The organism is Acidovorax sp. Root70 (genome assembly GCF_001428225.1).
Classification (GTDB): Bacteria; Pseudomonadota; Gammaproteobacteria; order Burkholderiales; family Burkholderiaceae_C; genus Acidovorax.
On sequence record NZ_LMHQ01000031.1, the window covers coordinates 32,914 to 47,970 of the forward strand.

The window sequence follows — 15,057 nt, forward strand, 5'->3', positions numbered from 1 at the left end:
CAACACCGCACCACCCACACCGCCGCCGTGTCACGCCCGCCCCCTAAAATGGCCCGCAAAACCCGCCCATGAGCACCCTGATCCTTTTCCTGCCGCCGGCACGCCCGGGCCCCGCCTCCGAGTACGCCTATACGCTCACGGCAGACGGCCATTCCGCCCTCCAGCACGCCACCGCACCCGCTGCGCTGCTGCCCGAGCCCACCCGCCCCGGCGGCGAGGTCGTGGCCGTGGTGTCTGCACGGGCCCTGTCGTGGCAGCGCGTGACCATTCCGGCCGGTGTGCCGCTGGGTGCCGGCCAGCAGACGCCCCGGCTGCGCTCGGTGCTCGAAGGCCTGCTCGAAGACCGCGTGCTGGACGATGCCAGCCAACTGCACTTTGCGCTGCAGCCCGGCGCACAAACTCGCGCGCAGGCCGGCGAGCCGGTGTGGGTGGCCGTGTGCGACCGCGCCTGGCTGCGCGAACACCTGCAGGCGCTCGAAGCCGCAGGCCGCCGCGTGGCCCGCGTGGTGCCCGAATTTGCGCCCGGCCCCACAGCCACCGGCCAGCCCGAACTGTGCGCCCTGGGCACGCCCGAAGAGGCCTACGTGGTGCTCACCGGCCACGGTGCCGACCAGGGCGTGGCCGTGCTGCCGCTGACCCCCATGGCCCTGACGCTGGCGCGTACCGGCTTGCCGGCCGCCGAGGCTGGCGACGACCAGGCCCTCATGGTCCGCGCCGAGCCCGCCGTGGCTGCGCTGGCCGAACGCACCCTGGGCCAGCAAGGCCCACGCATTGCCCTGCACACCACCAGCCAGCGCGCACTCGATGCCGCCCGTGGCGACTGGGACCTGGCGCAGTTCGACCTGTCCAGCACCAGCAGCACCCGCGCGCTGCGCAAGGTGGGCATCGCGCTGAGCGCGGCGCTGCACGCCCCGCAGTGGCGTGCCGCCCGCTGGGGCGCAGGCGTGCTGGTGGTGGCGCACCTGGTGGGGCTCAACGCCTGGGCCTGGCAAGAACGGCAGGCACTGACCGCCAAGCAGGCCAGCGTGCGCAACACCCTGACCCAGACCTTTCCCAAAGTGCAGGTGGTCGTCGATGCGCCGGTGCAAATGGAGCGCGAACTCGCCCAGCTGCGGCAGGCCGCCGGTAGCGTGTCGGCGCGCGACCTGGAGCCCCTGCTGGCAGCGGCCGGTGCGGCCTTGCCCGATGGCCGCCTGCCCAGCAGCATCGAATACACGCCCGGCGAGCTGCGCCTGCGTGGCGTGACGCTGGCGCCCGATGAAGAATCTGTGGTGTCTGGCCGCCTGCAAGCCGCCGGGTACCGTGCCCGCATGGACGATGGCAGCCTGTTGCTGCGCACCGAGGTGAGCCCATGACCCAAACCTCCGCCCTCCAGGACCGCTGGAAAGCCCTGGCGCCCCGCGAGCAGAACCTGGTGCTGGCCGCCGGCACGGTGGTGGCGCTGGCCCTGCTGTGGTGGGTGGCCGTCGCCCCCGCACTCGGCACCTTGCGCGCCGCGCCCGCACGGCACGCCGCACTCGACGCCCAGCTGCAGCGCATGCAAAGCCTGCAGGCCGAGGCCCAGCAGCTGCAGGCCACACCCGCCACCAGCCCCGGCGATGCCGTGGGCGCGCTGCGCACCGCCCTCACGCAGCGCTTGGGCAACACGGCCCAGCTCAACGTGGCGGGCGACCGCGCCACGGTCACGCTCAAAGGCGCATCGGCCGACGCGCTGGCCCAGTGGCTGGCCCAGGCCCGCAGCAACGCCCACGCCACGCCGCTCGAAGCGCGCCTGACCCGCAGCGCTGCTCCTGCTGCTGCGGCGCCGGCCGGCAATGCACCCGTCACCCTGGGCAGCGCACCCGTGGCCATGCCCCGGTGGGATGGCACCGTGGTGCTGGCCCTGCCTGCCGCACCGGCCCGCTGACCCGCTGCCCCGTCACCGCCCTGAACGACACCCTCCCCACCGTGGCCCGCAACCTCCGTCCGACACGCCCTGCCCCCCGCTCCGTCCCCCGCACGGCGTGGGGCTGGGCATGGGCCGGCGTGCTGGCCGGCGTGCTGCCCGCCGTGGTGGCCTTTGCGCCAGCGCACTGGCTGGCCGGCGGCGTGGCCCGTGCCACCCAAGGGCAGTTGCTGTTGCTGCAGCCACGCGGCACGGTATGGACCGGATCGGCCCAACTGGTGTTGACCGGCGGCCAGGCCAGCAAAGACAGCGCCGCCCTGCCCGGCCGGGTGGACTGGCAGCTGCGCCCCACCTGGAGCGGGCTGCGCGCCCGGCTGCAAGCGGGCTGCTGCACGGCGGAGCCCCTGCAGGCCCAGGTGCACCTGCGCTGGGCCGGCCCCCAAATCACCCTGGCCGACGGCCAGAGCCAGTGGCCCGCCGCCTTGCTGGCGGGCCTCGGCACCCCCTGGAACACGCTGCAGCCGCAGGGCCAGCTGGCGCTGCAGACCCGCGCACTGGCCGTGCAATGGGCCGCTGGCCGCATGGTGCTGTCGGGCCAGGCCCAGCTGGATGCGAGGGCCATGTCCTCGCGCCTGTCCACCCTGCGCCCCATGGGCAGCTACCGGCTGGTGCTGCAGGGCGGCGAGGTGCCCACGCTCGCCCTCAGCACGCTCGACGGGGCCTTGCAACTGAGCGGCATCGGCCAGTGGGTGGGCAACCGCCTGCGCTTTGCGGGCGAGGCCAGTGCCGCCCCCGAGCGGGAGGCCGCACTGTCCAATCTTCTGAACATCATCGGACGGCGCAATGGCGCGCGCTCCATCATCACCGTGGGTTGAATCTATGACTTTCCTGTTTGCTCCACGCCTGCGCTTTACTCTCAAAACAATAGCTGCCAGCACAATACTTGCCTGCGCTAGCGGCCAGATTGGCGCCCAAACGGCGGTGGACACCCGCACCGGCAGCGTGCGCCCCAGCGAACCCGTCACGCTCAACTTTGCCAACGCTGAGATCGAAGCCGTGGCCCGCACCATGGCCACCATCACTGGCCGCAACGTGGTGGTGGACCCGCGCGTGAAAGGCCAGCTCAACCTGGTGACCGAGCGCGCGGTGACACCCGCCGCCGCGTTCCAGCAGTTCCTGGCCGCGCTGCGGCTGCAAGGCTTCACGGTGGTGGAGGCGGCCGGCCTGTACAAGGTGGTGCCCGAGGCCGACGCCAAGCTGCAGGGCGGCAGCGTGAGCGTGGTGCAGGGCAACGCGGGCAGCGCACCCGGCGGTGGGCAGATCGTCACGCAGATCTTCAAGCTCAACTTCGAGAACGCGGCCAATCTGGTGCCGGTGCTGCGCCCGCTGATCAGCCCCAACAACACCATCAACGTGAACCCCGGCAACAACTCGCTGGTGATCACCGACTACGCCGACAACCTGCAGCGCCTGGCGCGCATCGTGGCAGCCATGGATGTGTCCAACGCCAGCGATGTGGAAGTGATTCCGCTCAAGAACGCCATTGCCAGCGACCTGGCACCGCTGGTGTCGCGCCTGATCGACGGCGGCAGCACCAACGGGGGCGCCGCCGCTGCGGCCGCACCCGGCCAGGCCGACACCGCGTTCAAGACCACCCTGATTGCCGAGCCGCGCAGCAACTCGCTGATCCTGCGCGCCGCCAACCCGGCCCGCGTGGCCCAGGTGCGCGCCCTGGTGGCCCAGCTGGACCAGGCGCCCGCGCCCGGCAGCAGCGCCGCCAGCGGCAACATCCATGTGGTCTACCTCAAGAACGCCGACGCCACCAAGCTGGCCACCACCCTGCGTGCCGCCATGGCGGCCATGGGCGGCAGCAATGGCGGAGCGGCCAGCGGCGGTGGCGGTGCCAGCTCGCCGGCACCCAGCACGGGGCTGAGCACCGGCGGCATGCTATCCACCAATGGCAGCTCGTCCGGCAGCAGCAGTAGCACCGGAGGTCTGGGCTCCAGCACCAGCGCCATGGGCACCAGCAGCACCAACAACAACCAGCCCTCCACCGGCGGGCAGATCCAGGCCGACCCCACCACCAACTCGCTCATCATCACGGCGCCCGAGCCGCTGTACCGCCAGCTGCGCGACGTGATCGACAAGCTCGACGGCCGCCGCGCGCAGGTGCTGGTCGAGAGCCTGATCGTCGAGGTCTCTGCCAACAAGGTGGCCGAGTTCGGCATCCAGTGGCAGGGCATTCTGGGCAAGAACGGAGATGGCACTGTGGGCGTGATTGGTACCAACTCCGGCGCTGCCGGTGCCAACATCTTGAACGTGACAGCCGCCCTGGCCTCGGGCTCCACCACCTCCATCGCTTCAGCGGCCAGCTCGCTGGGCAAGGGGTTGAATCTGGCGCTCGCACCGCGCATCAACGGCCAGTACTACCTGGGCGCGCTGGCCAACTTCCTGCAGAACAGCGGCGATGCCAACGTGCTCTCCACCCCCAACCTGATGACGCTGGACAACGAAGAGGCGCGCATCATCATCGGCAACAACGTGCCCTTCGTGACCGGCTCGTACGCCAACAGCACGGGCAGCAGCACGGTGAACCCGTTCACCACGGTGGAGCGCAAGGACGTGGGCCTGATGCTCAAGGTGCGCCCGCAGATCAGCGAGAACGGCACCGTGAAGATGGCCATCTATCAGGAGGTCTCCAAGATCGACACCGCCACGCTGAGCAACGCCAACGGTCCCACCACCAGCAAGCGCTCCATCGAGTCGAACGTGGTGGTGGACGACGGCAGCATCATCGTGATCGGTGGCCTGCTGGAAGACAGCTACTCGCAAGGCCAGGACAAGGTGCCGGTGATGGGTGACATCCCGGTGCTGGGCAATCTGTTCCGCAGCGAGAACCGCACCCGCAACAAGACCAACCTGATGGTGTTCCTGCGCCCCATTGTGGTGCGTGACAACGCCACCAGCGACGCGCTCATGATGGACCGATACGAGGCCATCCGCGCGCTGCAGCAGACCACGCAGCCAGCGCCCAGCGTGGTGATGAAGTCGGTGTCCGGCGCGCCCATCCTGCCCGCGCTGCCACAGCGCGCAGAGCCCGGCGCAGCCACTGTGCCTGCGCAGCCGCTGGCCCCGCTGCCCGCCGAGACTTCGCCACGCTGAAGAAGAGAAGAGCCGCCACCCATGCGCCACCCCCTGCCCTACGCCTTTGCCCGCACCGCCCAGCTGCTGCTGGAGGACGACGGCCACCAGCTGGTGCTGTGGCACGGCCCCAGCCCCGACGCGGGCGCGCTGTCCGAAGTGCTGCGCAAGCACCCGGTGCAGCAGCTGCTGCCGCTAGATGCCCCGGCCCTGGCCCAGCGCATCAGCGCGGCCTATTCGCACAGCGAATCGAGCGCCGCCACCGTGGTGAGCGAGGTCGAAAGCGATGCCGACCTCTCGCGCATGATGCAGGAGCTGCCCGCCGTCGAGGACTTGCTGGAATCCGCCGGCGACGCGCCCATCATCCGCATGCTCAACGCCCTGCTCACGCAGGCCGCACGCGACGGCGCGAGCGACATCCACATCGAGCCCTACGAGCGGCATTCGAGCGTGCGCTTTCGGGTGGACGGCACGCTGCGCGAAGTGGTGCAGCCCAACCGCGCACTGCATGCCGCCCTGATCTCGCGCCTGAAGATCATGGCCGACCTGGACATCAGCGAAAAACGCCTGCCGCAGGACGGCCGCATCAGCCTGCGCCTGGGCACCCGCGCCATCGACGTGCGCGTGTCCACCCTGCCCAGTGCCCATGGCGAACGCGCGGTGCTGCGCCTGCTGGACAAGAGCGAAAGCAAGCTGAGCCTGGAAGCCGTGGGCATGCAGGGCGACACCTTGCACCGCTTCGAGGGCCTGATCGGCCAGCCGCACGGCATCATCCTGGTGACCGGCCCCACGGGCTCAGGCAAGACCACCACGCTGTACGCGGCGCTGGGCCGGCTCGATGCCACGCGCAACAACATCATGACGGTGGAAGACCCCATCGAGTACGAGCTGCCGGGCGTGGGCCAGACACAGGTGAACAGCAAGATCGAGCTGACCTTCGCCAAAGCCCTGCGCGCCATCCTGCGGCAGGACCCGGACATCATCATGATTGGTGAAATCCGCGACTTCGAGACCGCGCAGATCGCCATCCAGGCGTCGCTGACGGGCCATCTGGTGCTGGCCACGCTGCACACCAACGATGCCGCCAGCGCCGTGACGCGCCTGACGGACATGGGCGTGGAGCCGTTTCTGCTGTCGTCATCCCTGCTGGGGGTGCTGGCGCAGCGCCTGGTGCGCAAGTTCTGCAGCCACTGCCACGGCAGCGGCTGCGAGCACTGCGGCCAGACCGGCTACACCGGCCGCACCGGCGTGTTCGAGCTGCTGGTGACCACGGACGCGATCCGCGCGCAAATCCACGCCCAGGCGTCAGAGGCCGACATCCGCGCCGCCGCCATGGCCGATGGCATGGCACTGATGCGAGAGGATGGCGAACGCCTGATTGCCGCCGGCATCACGAGCCGCGAAGAAGTGCTGCGGGTGACGCGGGACTGATTTGCTATACATCTGATAGCTGCTAGCGCATGAAGCACTAGCGCTACCAGCCAAAAACACCTGAAATTACCGGATCTGCAACGCAGGTCGGCGCGCCACCTGGGCGACGGCGGGTGCTGCGGCAACGGGGGTGTTGAACGTGGCCGAGGGCGATGCGCCATCCTGCAGCTTGAACTGGCTGACGGCGCTGTTGAGGTGGTGGGCCTGCTCACGCAGCGACTCGGACGCTGCGGTAGATTCCTCCACCAGCGCCGCGTTCTGCTGCGTCATCTGGTCCAGCTGGGTGACCGACTGGCTGATCTGGCCGATGTTGTCGCTCTGCTCGGCCGACGAGGCGGTGATCTCCGCAATGATGTCGGACACGCGCCGCACGCTGCTCACGATCTCCGTCATGGTCTGGCCGGCCTGGCTCACCAGACGCGAGCCGTCCTCCACCCGCTCCACCGACGAACCGATCAGGCCCTTGATCTCCTTGGCGGCCTCGGCGCTGCGCTGCGCGAGGTTGCGCACCTCGCTGGCCACCACGGCAAAGCCGCGGCCCTGCTCACCGGCACGGGCGGCTTCCACTGCAGCGTTGAGCGCCAGGATGTTGGTCTGGAACGCAATCGAATCGATCACGCCCGTGATGTCGGCAATCTTGCGCGAGCTGGTGGTGATCTGGTCCATGGTGGTCACCACCTGCGACACCACGGCCCCGCCGCGTGCGGCCACCTCGGCGGCGGTCGACGCGAAGTCGCTGGCCTGGCGCGAGGACTGTGCACTTTGCTGCACGGTGCTGGTCAGCACTTCCATCGACGAGGCCGTCTCTTCCAGGTTGGCCGCCGTCTGCTCGGTGCGGTGGCTCAGGTCGTGGTTGCCGCTGGCGATCTCGGAGCTGGCGGTGGAGATGTTGCCCGCCGCGTCCTGCACCTGGCGCACCAGGTCACGCAACGCGTCCTGCATGCGGCCCATGGCGCCCACCAGCTGGCCCACTTCGTCCTGGTTCATGGCCGCCACATCGCGCGACAGGTCGCCGCTGGCAATGCGTTCGGCCAGCTCCTGCGCCTGCCCGAGGGACTTGGTGATGGAGCGCACGCTGAAGAACGTGAGCGGAATCAGCACCGCCAGCGCCAGCACCAGGCCCACACCGATCAGCGCGGCCATGGTGGAGGTGCGCGATTCAACGCCCGCACGGGCCTCGTCCATCTGTGCGCGCGCGGCGGCGGCCAGGCTGGAGAACAGCTTGTCGGTGGCCTCCATGTGGACCTTCAGGCGGTCGGCATAGGCGCCGCCGCCCGCGCCATCAAGCTGCGCCCGCTCGATCTGCTCGAAGATGGGCGAGATGCCGGTTTCGTAGGCCTTGATCTCGGCCAGCGACTTGTCGATGGACTCGACAAACGCCGCATCGCCCGACTGCACCTGGCGCACATCGGACAGGCTCTTGCGCAACGCAGCCAGTGTCTTGGCCCAGGTCTCGCGCAAGGCGGACACCTCGACCGAGTTGTTGAAGTTGATGATGATGTCTTTCTCGGTCCGGCGCAGGTCACCCAGGGTGGTGCGCAGTTCGGACATGTCGGTCAGGGTCTGCACGCGCTCCGAGAACAGCACCTGCAGCGTGCCGCGCGTGCGGTCGAGGGCCACATAACCCATGGCTCCAATGACGACCAGAAGGATCAGGGAAAAGACGGTTCCGAAATAGAGACGCGTGCGGATCGAGAAGCGGCCGAGAGCGTTCATTGCTCTTCCTTACATTTTTTAACAGACAGTCCAGCATAGCAAATTTGGTGCCACACACACCCCCTACCTTCTGGGCCGGGGGTGGGCGGGACTATATGCCGGGCCGGGCCGTCCGCCGCACAGGGTAAGCACGGCCCCGAGGCCCGGTTGCAGGGAATCCTCGGGGCCAGTAGCTGCGCTTATTGCGCCGCCGCCATCACACGGGCTTGAGCGGGATGTACAGCTCGCCCCCGCCCTGCTGGAACTCCGCCGCCTTGGTCTGCATGCCCTGGGCCAGGGCTTCGGCCTCGGCCACGCCCTTTTGCGCCGCGAAGTCGCGCACTTCCTGCGTGATCTTCATCGAGCAGAACTTGGGGCCGCACATCGAGCAGAAATGCGCCACCTTGGCCGAGTCCTTGGGCAGGGTCTCGTCGTGGTATTCCTTGGCCGTCTCGGGGTCCAGGCCCAGGTTGAACTGGTCCTGCCAGCGGAAGTCGAAGCGCGCCTGGCTCAACGCATCGTCGCGCGAGCGGGCACCCGGGTGGCCCTTGGCCACATCGGCCGCGTGGGCCGCGATCTTGTACGCAATGATCCCCTGCTTCACGTCGTCACGGTCGGGCAGGCCCAGGTGCTCCTTGGGCGTCACGTAGCACAGCATGGCCGTGCCCATCCAGCCGATCATGGCGGCGCCGATGGCGCTGGCGATGTGGTCGTACCCGGGCGCGATGTCGATGGTCAACGGCCCCAGGGTGTAGAACGGCGCTTCGTGGCAGGTCTTGAGCTGCTCGGTCATGTTGGCCTGGATCATGTGCATGGGCACATGGCCGGGGCCTTCGATCATGGTCTGCACGTCGTGCTTCCACGCCACCTGAGTCAGTTCGCCCAGCGTGTGCAGCTCGGCAAACTGCGCTTCGTCATTGGCGTCCGATGCGCAGCCGGGCCGCAGGCCATCGCCCAGGCTGAACGACACGTCGTACGCCTTCATGATGTCGCAGATGTCTTCGAAGTGCTCGTGCAGGAAGCTCTCGCGGTGGTGCGCCATGCACCACTTGGCCATGATGGAGCCGCCGCGCGAGACGATGCCGGTGCGGCGCTGCGCCGTGAGGTGGATGTAGGCCAGGCGCACGCCGGCGTGGATGGTGAAGTAGTCCACGCCCTGCTCGGCCTGCTCGATCAGCGTGTCGCGGAAGATTTCCCAGGTCAGGTCCTCGGCAATGCCGCCCACCTTTTCCAACGCTTGGTAGATCGGCACCGTGCCGATGGGCACAGGCGAGTTGCGCACTATCCAGTCGCGCGTGGTGTGGATGTTCTTGCCAGTGGACAGGTCCATCACGTTGTCGGCACCCCAGCGGATCGCCCACACCAGCTTTTCAACCTCTTCTTCAATGCTGGACGTGACGGCCGAGTTGCCGATGTTGGCGTTGATCTTGACCAGGAAGTTGCGGCCAATCGCCATCGGTTCCACCTCGGGGTGGTTGATGTTGGCCGGAATGATGGCGCGGCCCCGGGCCACTTCGTCGCGCACGAATTCGGGCGTGATGATGCGCGGGATGCTGGCGCCCATGGGGTTGCCCATCAGGCGCTGCTCACGGCCTGCATCGGCCATGTACTGGGCCATCCACTCGCGCTTGCCGTTTTCACGGATGGCCACGTACTCCATCTCGGGCGTGATGATGCCCTTCTTGGCGTAGTGCATCTGCGTGACGTTGGCACCACTTTTAGCGCGCAGGGGCTTGCGCTGCAGCGCGGCAGCTTCAGCGCGCAATTGGGCGAGGCGGGTGGCGTCTTCGCTCTTTTGCCCATCGTCCAACGCCACGGGCGCGCGGCCTTCGTAGTGCTCCACGTCGCCACGGCCGGTGATCCAGCCGCCGCGCACGCTGGCCAGGCCTTGGCGCACATCGATCACCGCGTTGGGGTCGGTGTACGGGCCCGAGGTGTCATACACGCTGACCAGCTCGCCGTTGGTGAGCGCAATATCGCGTACGGGCACGCGCAGGTCGGCGTGCAGCTGGCCGGGGATATAGGCCTTGCGCGATGCGGGAAAGGGTTCGCGGGTGCGTGCGAGCAGCTCGGCGAATTTCTCGGGGGCAGCCAGTTGGGCGTGGGGATCGGGGGCGTTCATGGGCAGGTCTCCTGGTTCCGGTGGCGGTGGGGTCTGCTCCGGAATGGACCTGTGCGCCCCCCAGGTGCTGCGGCGCCTGGGGCATGGCGTGCCCACAGGGACTGCGGGCACGGGGACAAGGAGGTCGGCTCTTCTTCCGCCGGTATGAACCGGATCAAGTTCGTCGGGTTCGCAAGCTCGCCCGAATTCCTTCAGGACCCTTGCATCTCAGCGCATCAGCACACCCCGGAGCAGGCGCGAGTATAGGGCAGAGGAAAACCGGGGCTGCAGAGCCCCTTGCATCAGCGCATCAGGCCAGGCGACCGATGAGGAGCACTGCAAAGAAGAAAACGGCGGCAATCACCGTCCACTTGAGGATGACGAGCCCCAGGCGCTTGTAGCGCGGCTGGCCGGTGCCGGCATAAAACGCAAACGACACGGCCGCTGCCAGAAGCAGCAGCATGGCCAGCCAGCGAAAGATCAACATGGCGGGCGGGCCTTACCAGGCGCGCGCGGGCTGCGCAAAGCCGGGGGGGGCGTGGCGTTCGTCTTCGAACGTGACCACTTCCCAGGCATCGCGCTGGGCCAGCAGCTCGCGCAGCAGCAAGTTGTTCATGGCATGGCCCGAGCGGAAGGCGCTGTAGGCGGCCAGCAGCGGCTTGCCGATGAGGTACAGGTCGCCCATGGCATCCAGGATCTTGTGCTTCACGAACTCGTCGTCGTAGCGCAGGCCGTCGCTGTTGAGCACCTTGTAGTCGTCCATGACGATGGCGTTGTCCAGTCCGCCGCCCAGCGCCAGGCCGTTGGAGCGCATCATTTCGACATCGCGGGTGAAGCCAAAGGTGCGCGCGCGAGCAATGTCGCGGCTGTAGTTGCCTTGCCCCAGGTCAAACTCCACGCGCTGGCCGGTGGAGTCCACGGCCGGGTGGTCAAAGTCGATTTCAAAACTGAGCTTGTAGCCGTGGTACGGCGTGAGGCGCGCCCACTTGGCGTTGGCGCCTTCGCCCTCGCGCACCTCCACGGGGCGGGTGACGCGGATGAAGCGCTTGGGCGCGTTCTGCAGCTCCACCCCGGCGCTCTGCAGCAGGAACACGAACGAGGCCGAAGACCCGTCGAGGATGGGGACCTCTTCGGCCGTGATGTCCACATAGAGGTTGTCGATACCCAGCCCCGCACAGGCCGACATCAGATGCTCCACGGTGTGCACCTTGGCATTGCCCACCGCGATGGTGGACGCCAACCGCGTATCCGTCACCGCCTCGGCACGGATGGGAATGTCCACCGGCTGCGGCAGGTCCACCCGCCGGAACACGATGCCCGTGTCCGGCTGCGCGGGCCGCAGGGTCAACTCGACCCGCTGGCCGCTGTGCAAACCCACACCTACGGCGCGGGTCAGGGTCTTGAGGGTGCGTTGCTGGAGCATCTGCGCATTTTAGTTTCTGCGGCACTGCCCCGCACACGCAGAGGTCTTGTCGCTTCTCAAAGCAATGCGTACGTAGAGCTACCGCCGCGTTTTCACCTACTGTGCAGGCCCCATGCTTCGCCGCACAATTTGCAGTCTGAGGGCCTTGAAAATACACAACATGAACTCACTACACCCGCCCCACAGGAGACTCCCATGAGCAAACTCAGTTTCAAGATGAAGGTCATGCTCATGATCGGCACCGCGCTCACGGCGCTGCTGATCATGGCCATCCTGTCCCTCCTCCAGGAGCGGCGGCTGATCACCGAGTCCCGCAAGGACTTGCTGACCACCGCCGTACAGTCCGCCCACAGCATCGTGGTCGGCTACCAGGCCAAGGCCGCCAGCGGCGCCATGTCGGTAGAAGACGCGCAGAAAGCCGCCAAGGATGCCTTGCGCATTGCCCGGTACGGCGGGCCCGAGGGCAAGACCGAATACTTCTACATCTGGACCACGGAGGGCGTGGGCGTGATGCACCCCTTCAAGACCGAGTGGGACGGGCAGGACATGCTCGGCAAGGTCAAGGACGGCTCGGGCGTGGACATCATCGGCTTGCTGGTCAACGGCATGCGCAGCAGCAAGGATGGCAAGGCCTTTGTGCCCACCATGTTTGCGCGCCCCGGTCAGCAGACGCCCGTGCCCAAGCTGCAGTACATCGTCAAGGTGGAGGGCTGGAACTGGATGGTCGGCTCCGGGCTGTATACGGATGACGTGGATGCCATGCTGCGCCAGGCCCTGTGGTCGAGCCTGGCACTGGTGCTGGCGGTATTTGTGGCGGTGGGGGTGATCGGCCTGCTGGTGTCGCGCTCGGTGTTGCGCCAGATTGGCGGCGAGCCCACCCATGCCATTTCCATCATGTCGGAGGTGGCCGAAGGCAACTTGGACGCGCAGATCCCGGCCGCCCCGCCGGGCTCCATGCTCGACGGCCTGGCCCACATGGTGACCTCGCTGCGCAAGCTGGTGACCGAAGTGCGCTCGGCCACCGACAGCATCGCCACCGCGTCCAGCGAGATCGCCCAGGGCAACAACGACCTGGCCCACCGCACCGAAGACACGGCCAGCAACCTGCAGACCACGGCCAGCAGCATGGAGGAGCTGACCAGCACCGTGAAGCAGACCTCCGACTCCGCGCAGACCGCCAACCAGATGGCCACGTCCGCCGCCGAGGTGGCCGCGCGCGGGGGCGAGGTGGTGTCGCAGGTGGTGTCCACCATGCAGGACATCAACGCCAGCAGCAAGAAGATCAGCGACATCATTGGCGTCATCGACGGCATCGCGTTCCAGACCAACATCCTCGCGCTCAACGCCGCCGTGGAAGCCGCCCGCGCTGGAGAGCAGGGCCGGGGCTTTGCCGTGGTGGCGGGCGAGGTGCGCAGCCTGGCGCAGCGCAGCGCCGAGGCCGCCAAGGAGATCAAGTCGCTGATCGGCGCGTCGGTCGAAAAGGTCGAATCCGGAACGGCCCTGGTGGGCAATGCGGGCGCCACCATGACCGAGATCGTGGCCAGTGTGCAGCGCGTGACCGACATCATTGGCGAGATCCGTGCGGCCACGTCCGAACAGAGCCAGGGCATTGCACAGGTCAACACTGCCATGAACCAGCTGGACCAGATGACGCAGCAGAACTCAGCGCTGGTGGAAGAATCCACGGCCGCCGCCGACAGCCTGCGCGAGCAGGCCATGAAGCTCACCCAGGTGGTGGCGCTGTTCCGAGTGAACGGCAGCACCTCGGCGCCCGCCCCGACCAGCCGACCCGCGCCAACCCGGCGTCCGGCTGCGGCTCCTGCGGTGCGTGCGGCAGCGCCCCGCCCTGCCCTGGCCAAAGCGCCAGCAGCCTCTCGCCCTGCTGCGCCTTCACCGGCCCCAGCGGCGGCATTGCCCCCCAAAGCCAGCAGCCCCAAGCCTGCGGCAGACAACAACGACGATTGGGAATCTTTCTGATCGCTGAGAGGCCTGGGGCCACCCAGGCATGAGCGCGCGCTGAATCACGCCAACCCAGAAAAAAAGTCCTGCCAGCTTGCGCTGGCAGGACTTTTTTCTTGCAGCCCCGGGAAGAGGCGGCGAGATCCGATCAGCCGGGCTGTCAGTCGGCCTGTTTGCGCAGGAAGGCGGGGATCTCCAGATCATCCATGCCGCCCGACGACAGGGCATCCACGCGGGCTGCCGCCTGCGTGCGGTTGGTGCGCCACACGCTGGGCACCGACATGCTGCCGTAGTCAGCCTGTGTGCTGCCTGCATGGCCACCTTGCACGCCCACCGCGCCACCCAGGGTACCAACGCCTGCAACAGGCATCTGGTAGGCCATGTTGTCCGTGCCCGTGCGCAAGCCACCCTGCACCACGGAGATGGGCTGGCGGCGTGCGTTGGCACGCGACAGGCCTGTGGCCACCACGGTCACGCGGATCTCGTCGCCCAGGCTTTCGTCGTAGGCGGCACCGAAGATCACATGCGCATCGGTCGACGCGTAGGCGTTGATGGTGTTCATGGCCTGGCGCGACTCGGACAGCTTGAGGCTGCCCTTGCTGGCCGTGACCAGCACCAGCACCCCCTTGGCGCCCGACAGGTCGATGCCTTCGAGCAGCGGGCAGGCAATGGCCTGCTCGGCAGCGATGCGCGCGCGGTCCGGGCCGCTGGCGGTGGCCGTACCCATCATGGCCTTGCCGGGCTCGCCCATCACGGTGCGCACGTCTTCAAAGTCCACGTTCACCTGGCCGTACTCGTTGATGATCTCGGCAATGCCGCCCACGGCGTTCTTAAGCACGTCGTTGGCATGGGCAAAGGCCTCGTCCTGGGTGATGTCGTCGCCCAGCACGTCCAGCAGCTTTTCGTTGAGCACCACGATCAGCGAGTCCACGTTGGCTTCCAGCTCGGCCAGGCCATCGTCGGCATTCTTCATGCGGCGACCGCCTTCCCAATCGAAGGGCTTGGTGACCACGCCCACCGTCAGGATGCCCATTTCCTTGGCCACGCGCGCGATCACGGGTGCCGCGCCAGTGCCCGTGCCGCCGCCCATGCCGGCCGTGATGAACAGCATGTGTGCGCCAGCGATGGCCTCGCGGATATCTTCCGCCGCCGCCTCTGCAGCATCGCGCGCCTTCTCTGGCTTGCCGCCTGCTCCCAGGCCGCTGTTGCCGAGCTGGATGACGCGGTGCGCCGAGCTGCGCGTGAGCGCCTGCGCATCGGTGTTGGCGCTGACAAACTCCACACCCTGCACACTGCGGGCAATCATGTGCTCGACGGCATTGCTGCCGCCGCCGCCCACACCGATCACCTTGATCTGGGTGCCCTGGTTGAATTCTTCGGCTTCGATCATTTCGATGGTCATCTTGGAGCTCCTGGTTCTAA

General features: G+C 67.7%; 11 protein-coding genes and 1 riboswitch. Of the genes, 6 read left to right on the top strand and 5 right to left on the bottom strand.

Translation table 11 applies throughout. The features are described from left to right. The first annotated feature begins 68 nt into the window (after nucleotides 1-68). From gspL to ASD94_RS19910, 5 genes are read left to right on the top strand one after another with little or no spacing between them, the layout of a single operon-like run. On the top strand, nucleotides 69-1,355 hold the full coding sequence (gspL, locus tag ASD94_RS19890; protein WP_056646716.1) for a type II secretion system protein GspL: 1,287 nt from the start codon (nucleotides 69-71) through the stop codon (nucleotides 1,353-1,355). Beyond that, nucleotides 1,352-1,906, top strand: coding sequence for a type II secretion system protein GspM (gspM, locus tag ASD94_RS19895; RefSeq protein WP_056646718.1), 555 nt, complete (start codon nucleotides 1,352-1,354; stop codon nucleotides 1,904-1,906). The genes gspL and gspM overlap by 4 nt, the downstream gene beginning before the upstream one ends. A 41-nt stretch (nucleotides 1,907-1,947) precedes the next feature. Then, nucleotides 1,948-2,760, top strand: coding sequence for a type II secretion system protein N (gene gspN, locus ASD94_RS19900; protein WP_056647618.1), 813 nt, complete (start codon nucleotides 1,948-1,950; stop codon nucleotides 2,758-2,760). Between the two features lie 4 nt (nucleotides 2,761-2,764). Then, the gene (gspD, locus tag ASD94_RS19905; protein ID WP_056646721.1) at nucleotides 2,765-5,047 is read left to right on the top strand and encodes a type II secretion system secretin GspD; all 2,283 of its coding nucleotides are present in this window, start codon (nucleotides 2,765-2,767) and stop codon (nucleotides 5,045-5,047) included. 21 nt (nucleotides 5,048-5,068) lie between these two features. After that, entirely contained in the window at nucleotides 5,069-6,457 is a 1,389-nt protein-coding gene (locus ASD94_RS19910; RefSeq protein WP_056646724.1) for a GspE/PulE family protein, read from the top strand. Between the two features lie 66 nt (nucleotides 6,458-6,523). Here ASD94_RS19910 and ASD94_RS19915 read toward each other — a convergent pair whose 3' ends face one another. From ASD94_RS19915 to lpxC, 4 genes are all read right to left on the bottom strand, one after another. Next, entirely contained in the window at nucleotides 6,524-8,173 is a 1,650-nt protein-coding gene (locus tag ASD94_RS19915; RefSeq protein ID WP_056646726.1) for a methyl-accepting chemotaxis protein, read from the bottom strand. A gap of 196 nt (nucleotides 8,174-8,369) precedes the next feature. After that, nucleotides 8,370-10,274, bottom strand: a complete 1,905-nt coding sequence (thiC, locus tag ASD94_RS19920) for a phosphomethylpyrimidine synthase ThiC (protein WP_235510716.1) — start codon at nucleotides 10,272-10,274, stop codon at nucleotides 8,370-8,372. A gap of 114 nt (nucleotides 10,275-10,388) precedes the next feature. Further along, nucleotides 10,389-10,512, bottom strand: a riboswitch (TPP riboswitch). Between the two features lie 51 nt (nucleotides 10,513-10,563). After that, complete coding sequence (locus ASD94_RS23895) at nucleotides 10,564-10,740, bottom strand: hypothetical protein (protein ID WP_200954261.1); 177 nt, start codon at nucleotides 10,738-10,740, stop codon at nucleotides 10,564-10,566. A gap of 12 nt (nucleotides 10,741-10,752) precedes the next feature. Then, nucleotides 10,753-11,676 (bottom strand): UDP-3-O-acyl-N-acetylglucosamine deacetylase, encoded by a 924-nt coding sequence (lpxC, locus tag ASD94_RS19925; RefSeq protein WP_056646728.1) that lies wholly within the window; start codon nucleotides 11,674-11,676, stop codon nucleotides 10,753-10,755. 195 nt (nucleotides 11,677-11,871) lie between these two features. Between lpxC and ASD94_RS19930 the strand changes: the two genes are divergently transcribed. Next, a complete protein-coding gene (locus ASD94_RS19930) occupies nucleotides 11,872-13,653 on the top strand; it encodes a methyl-accepting chemotaxis protein (protein ID WP_056646730.1) in 1,782 nt (593 codons plus the stop codon). Between the two features lie 142 nt (nucleotides 13,654-13,795). Here the strand turns inward: ASD94_RS19930 and ftsZ are convergent, their stop codons facing one another. After that, nucleotides 13,796-15,037: a cell division protein FtsZ gene (gene ftsZ / locus ASD94_RS19935; protein ID WP_056646732.1), complete on the bottom strand. Its 1,242-nt coding sequence runs from the start codon at nucleotides 15,035-15,037 to the stop codon at nucleotides 13,796-13,798. Nucleotides 15,038-15,057 lie beyond the last annotated feature (20 nt).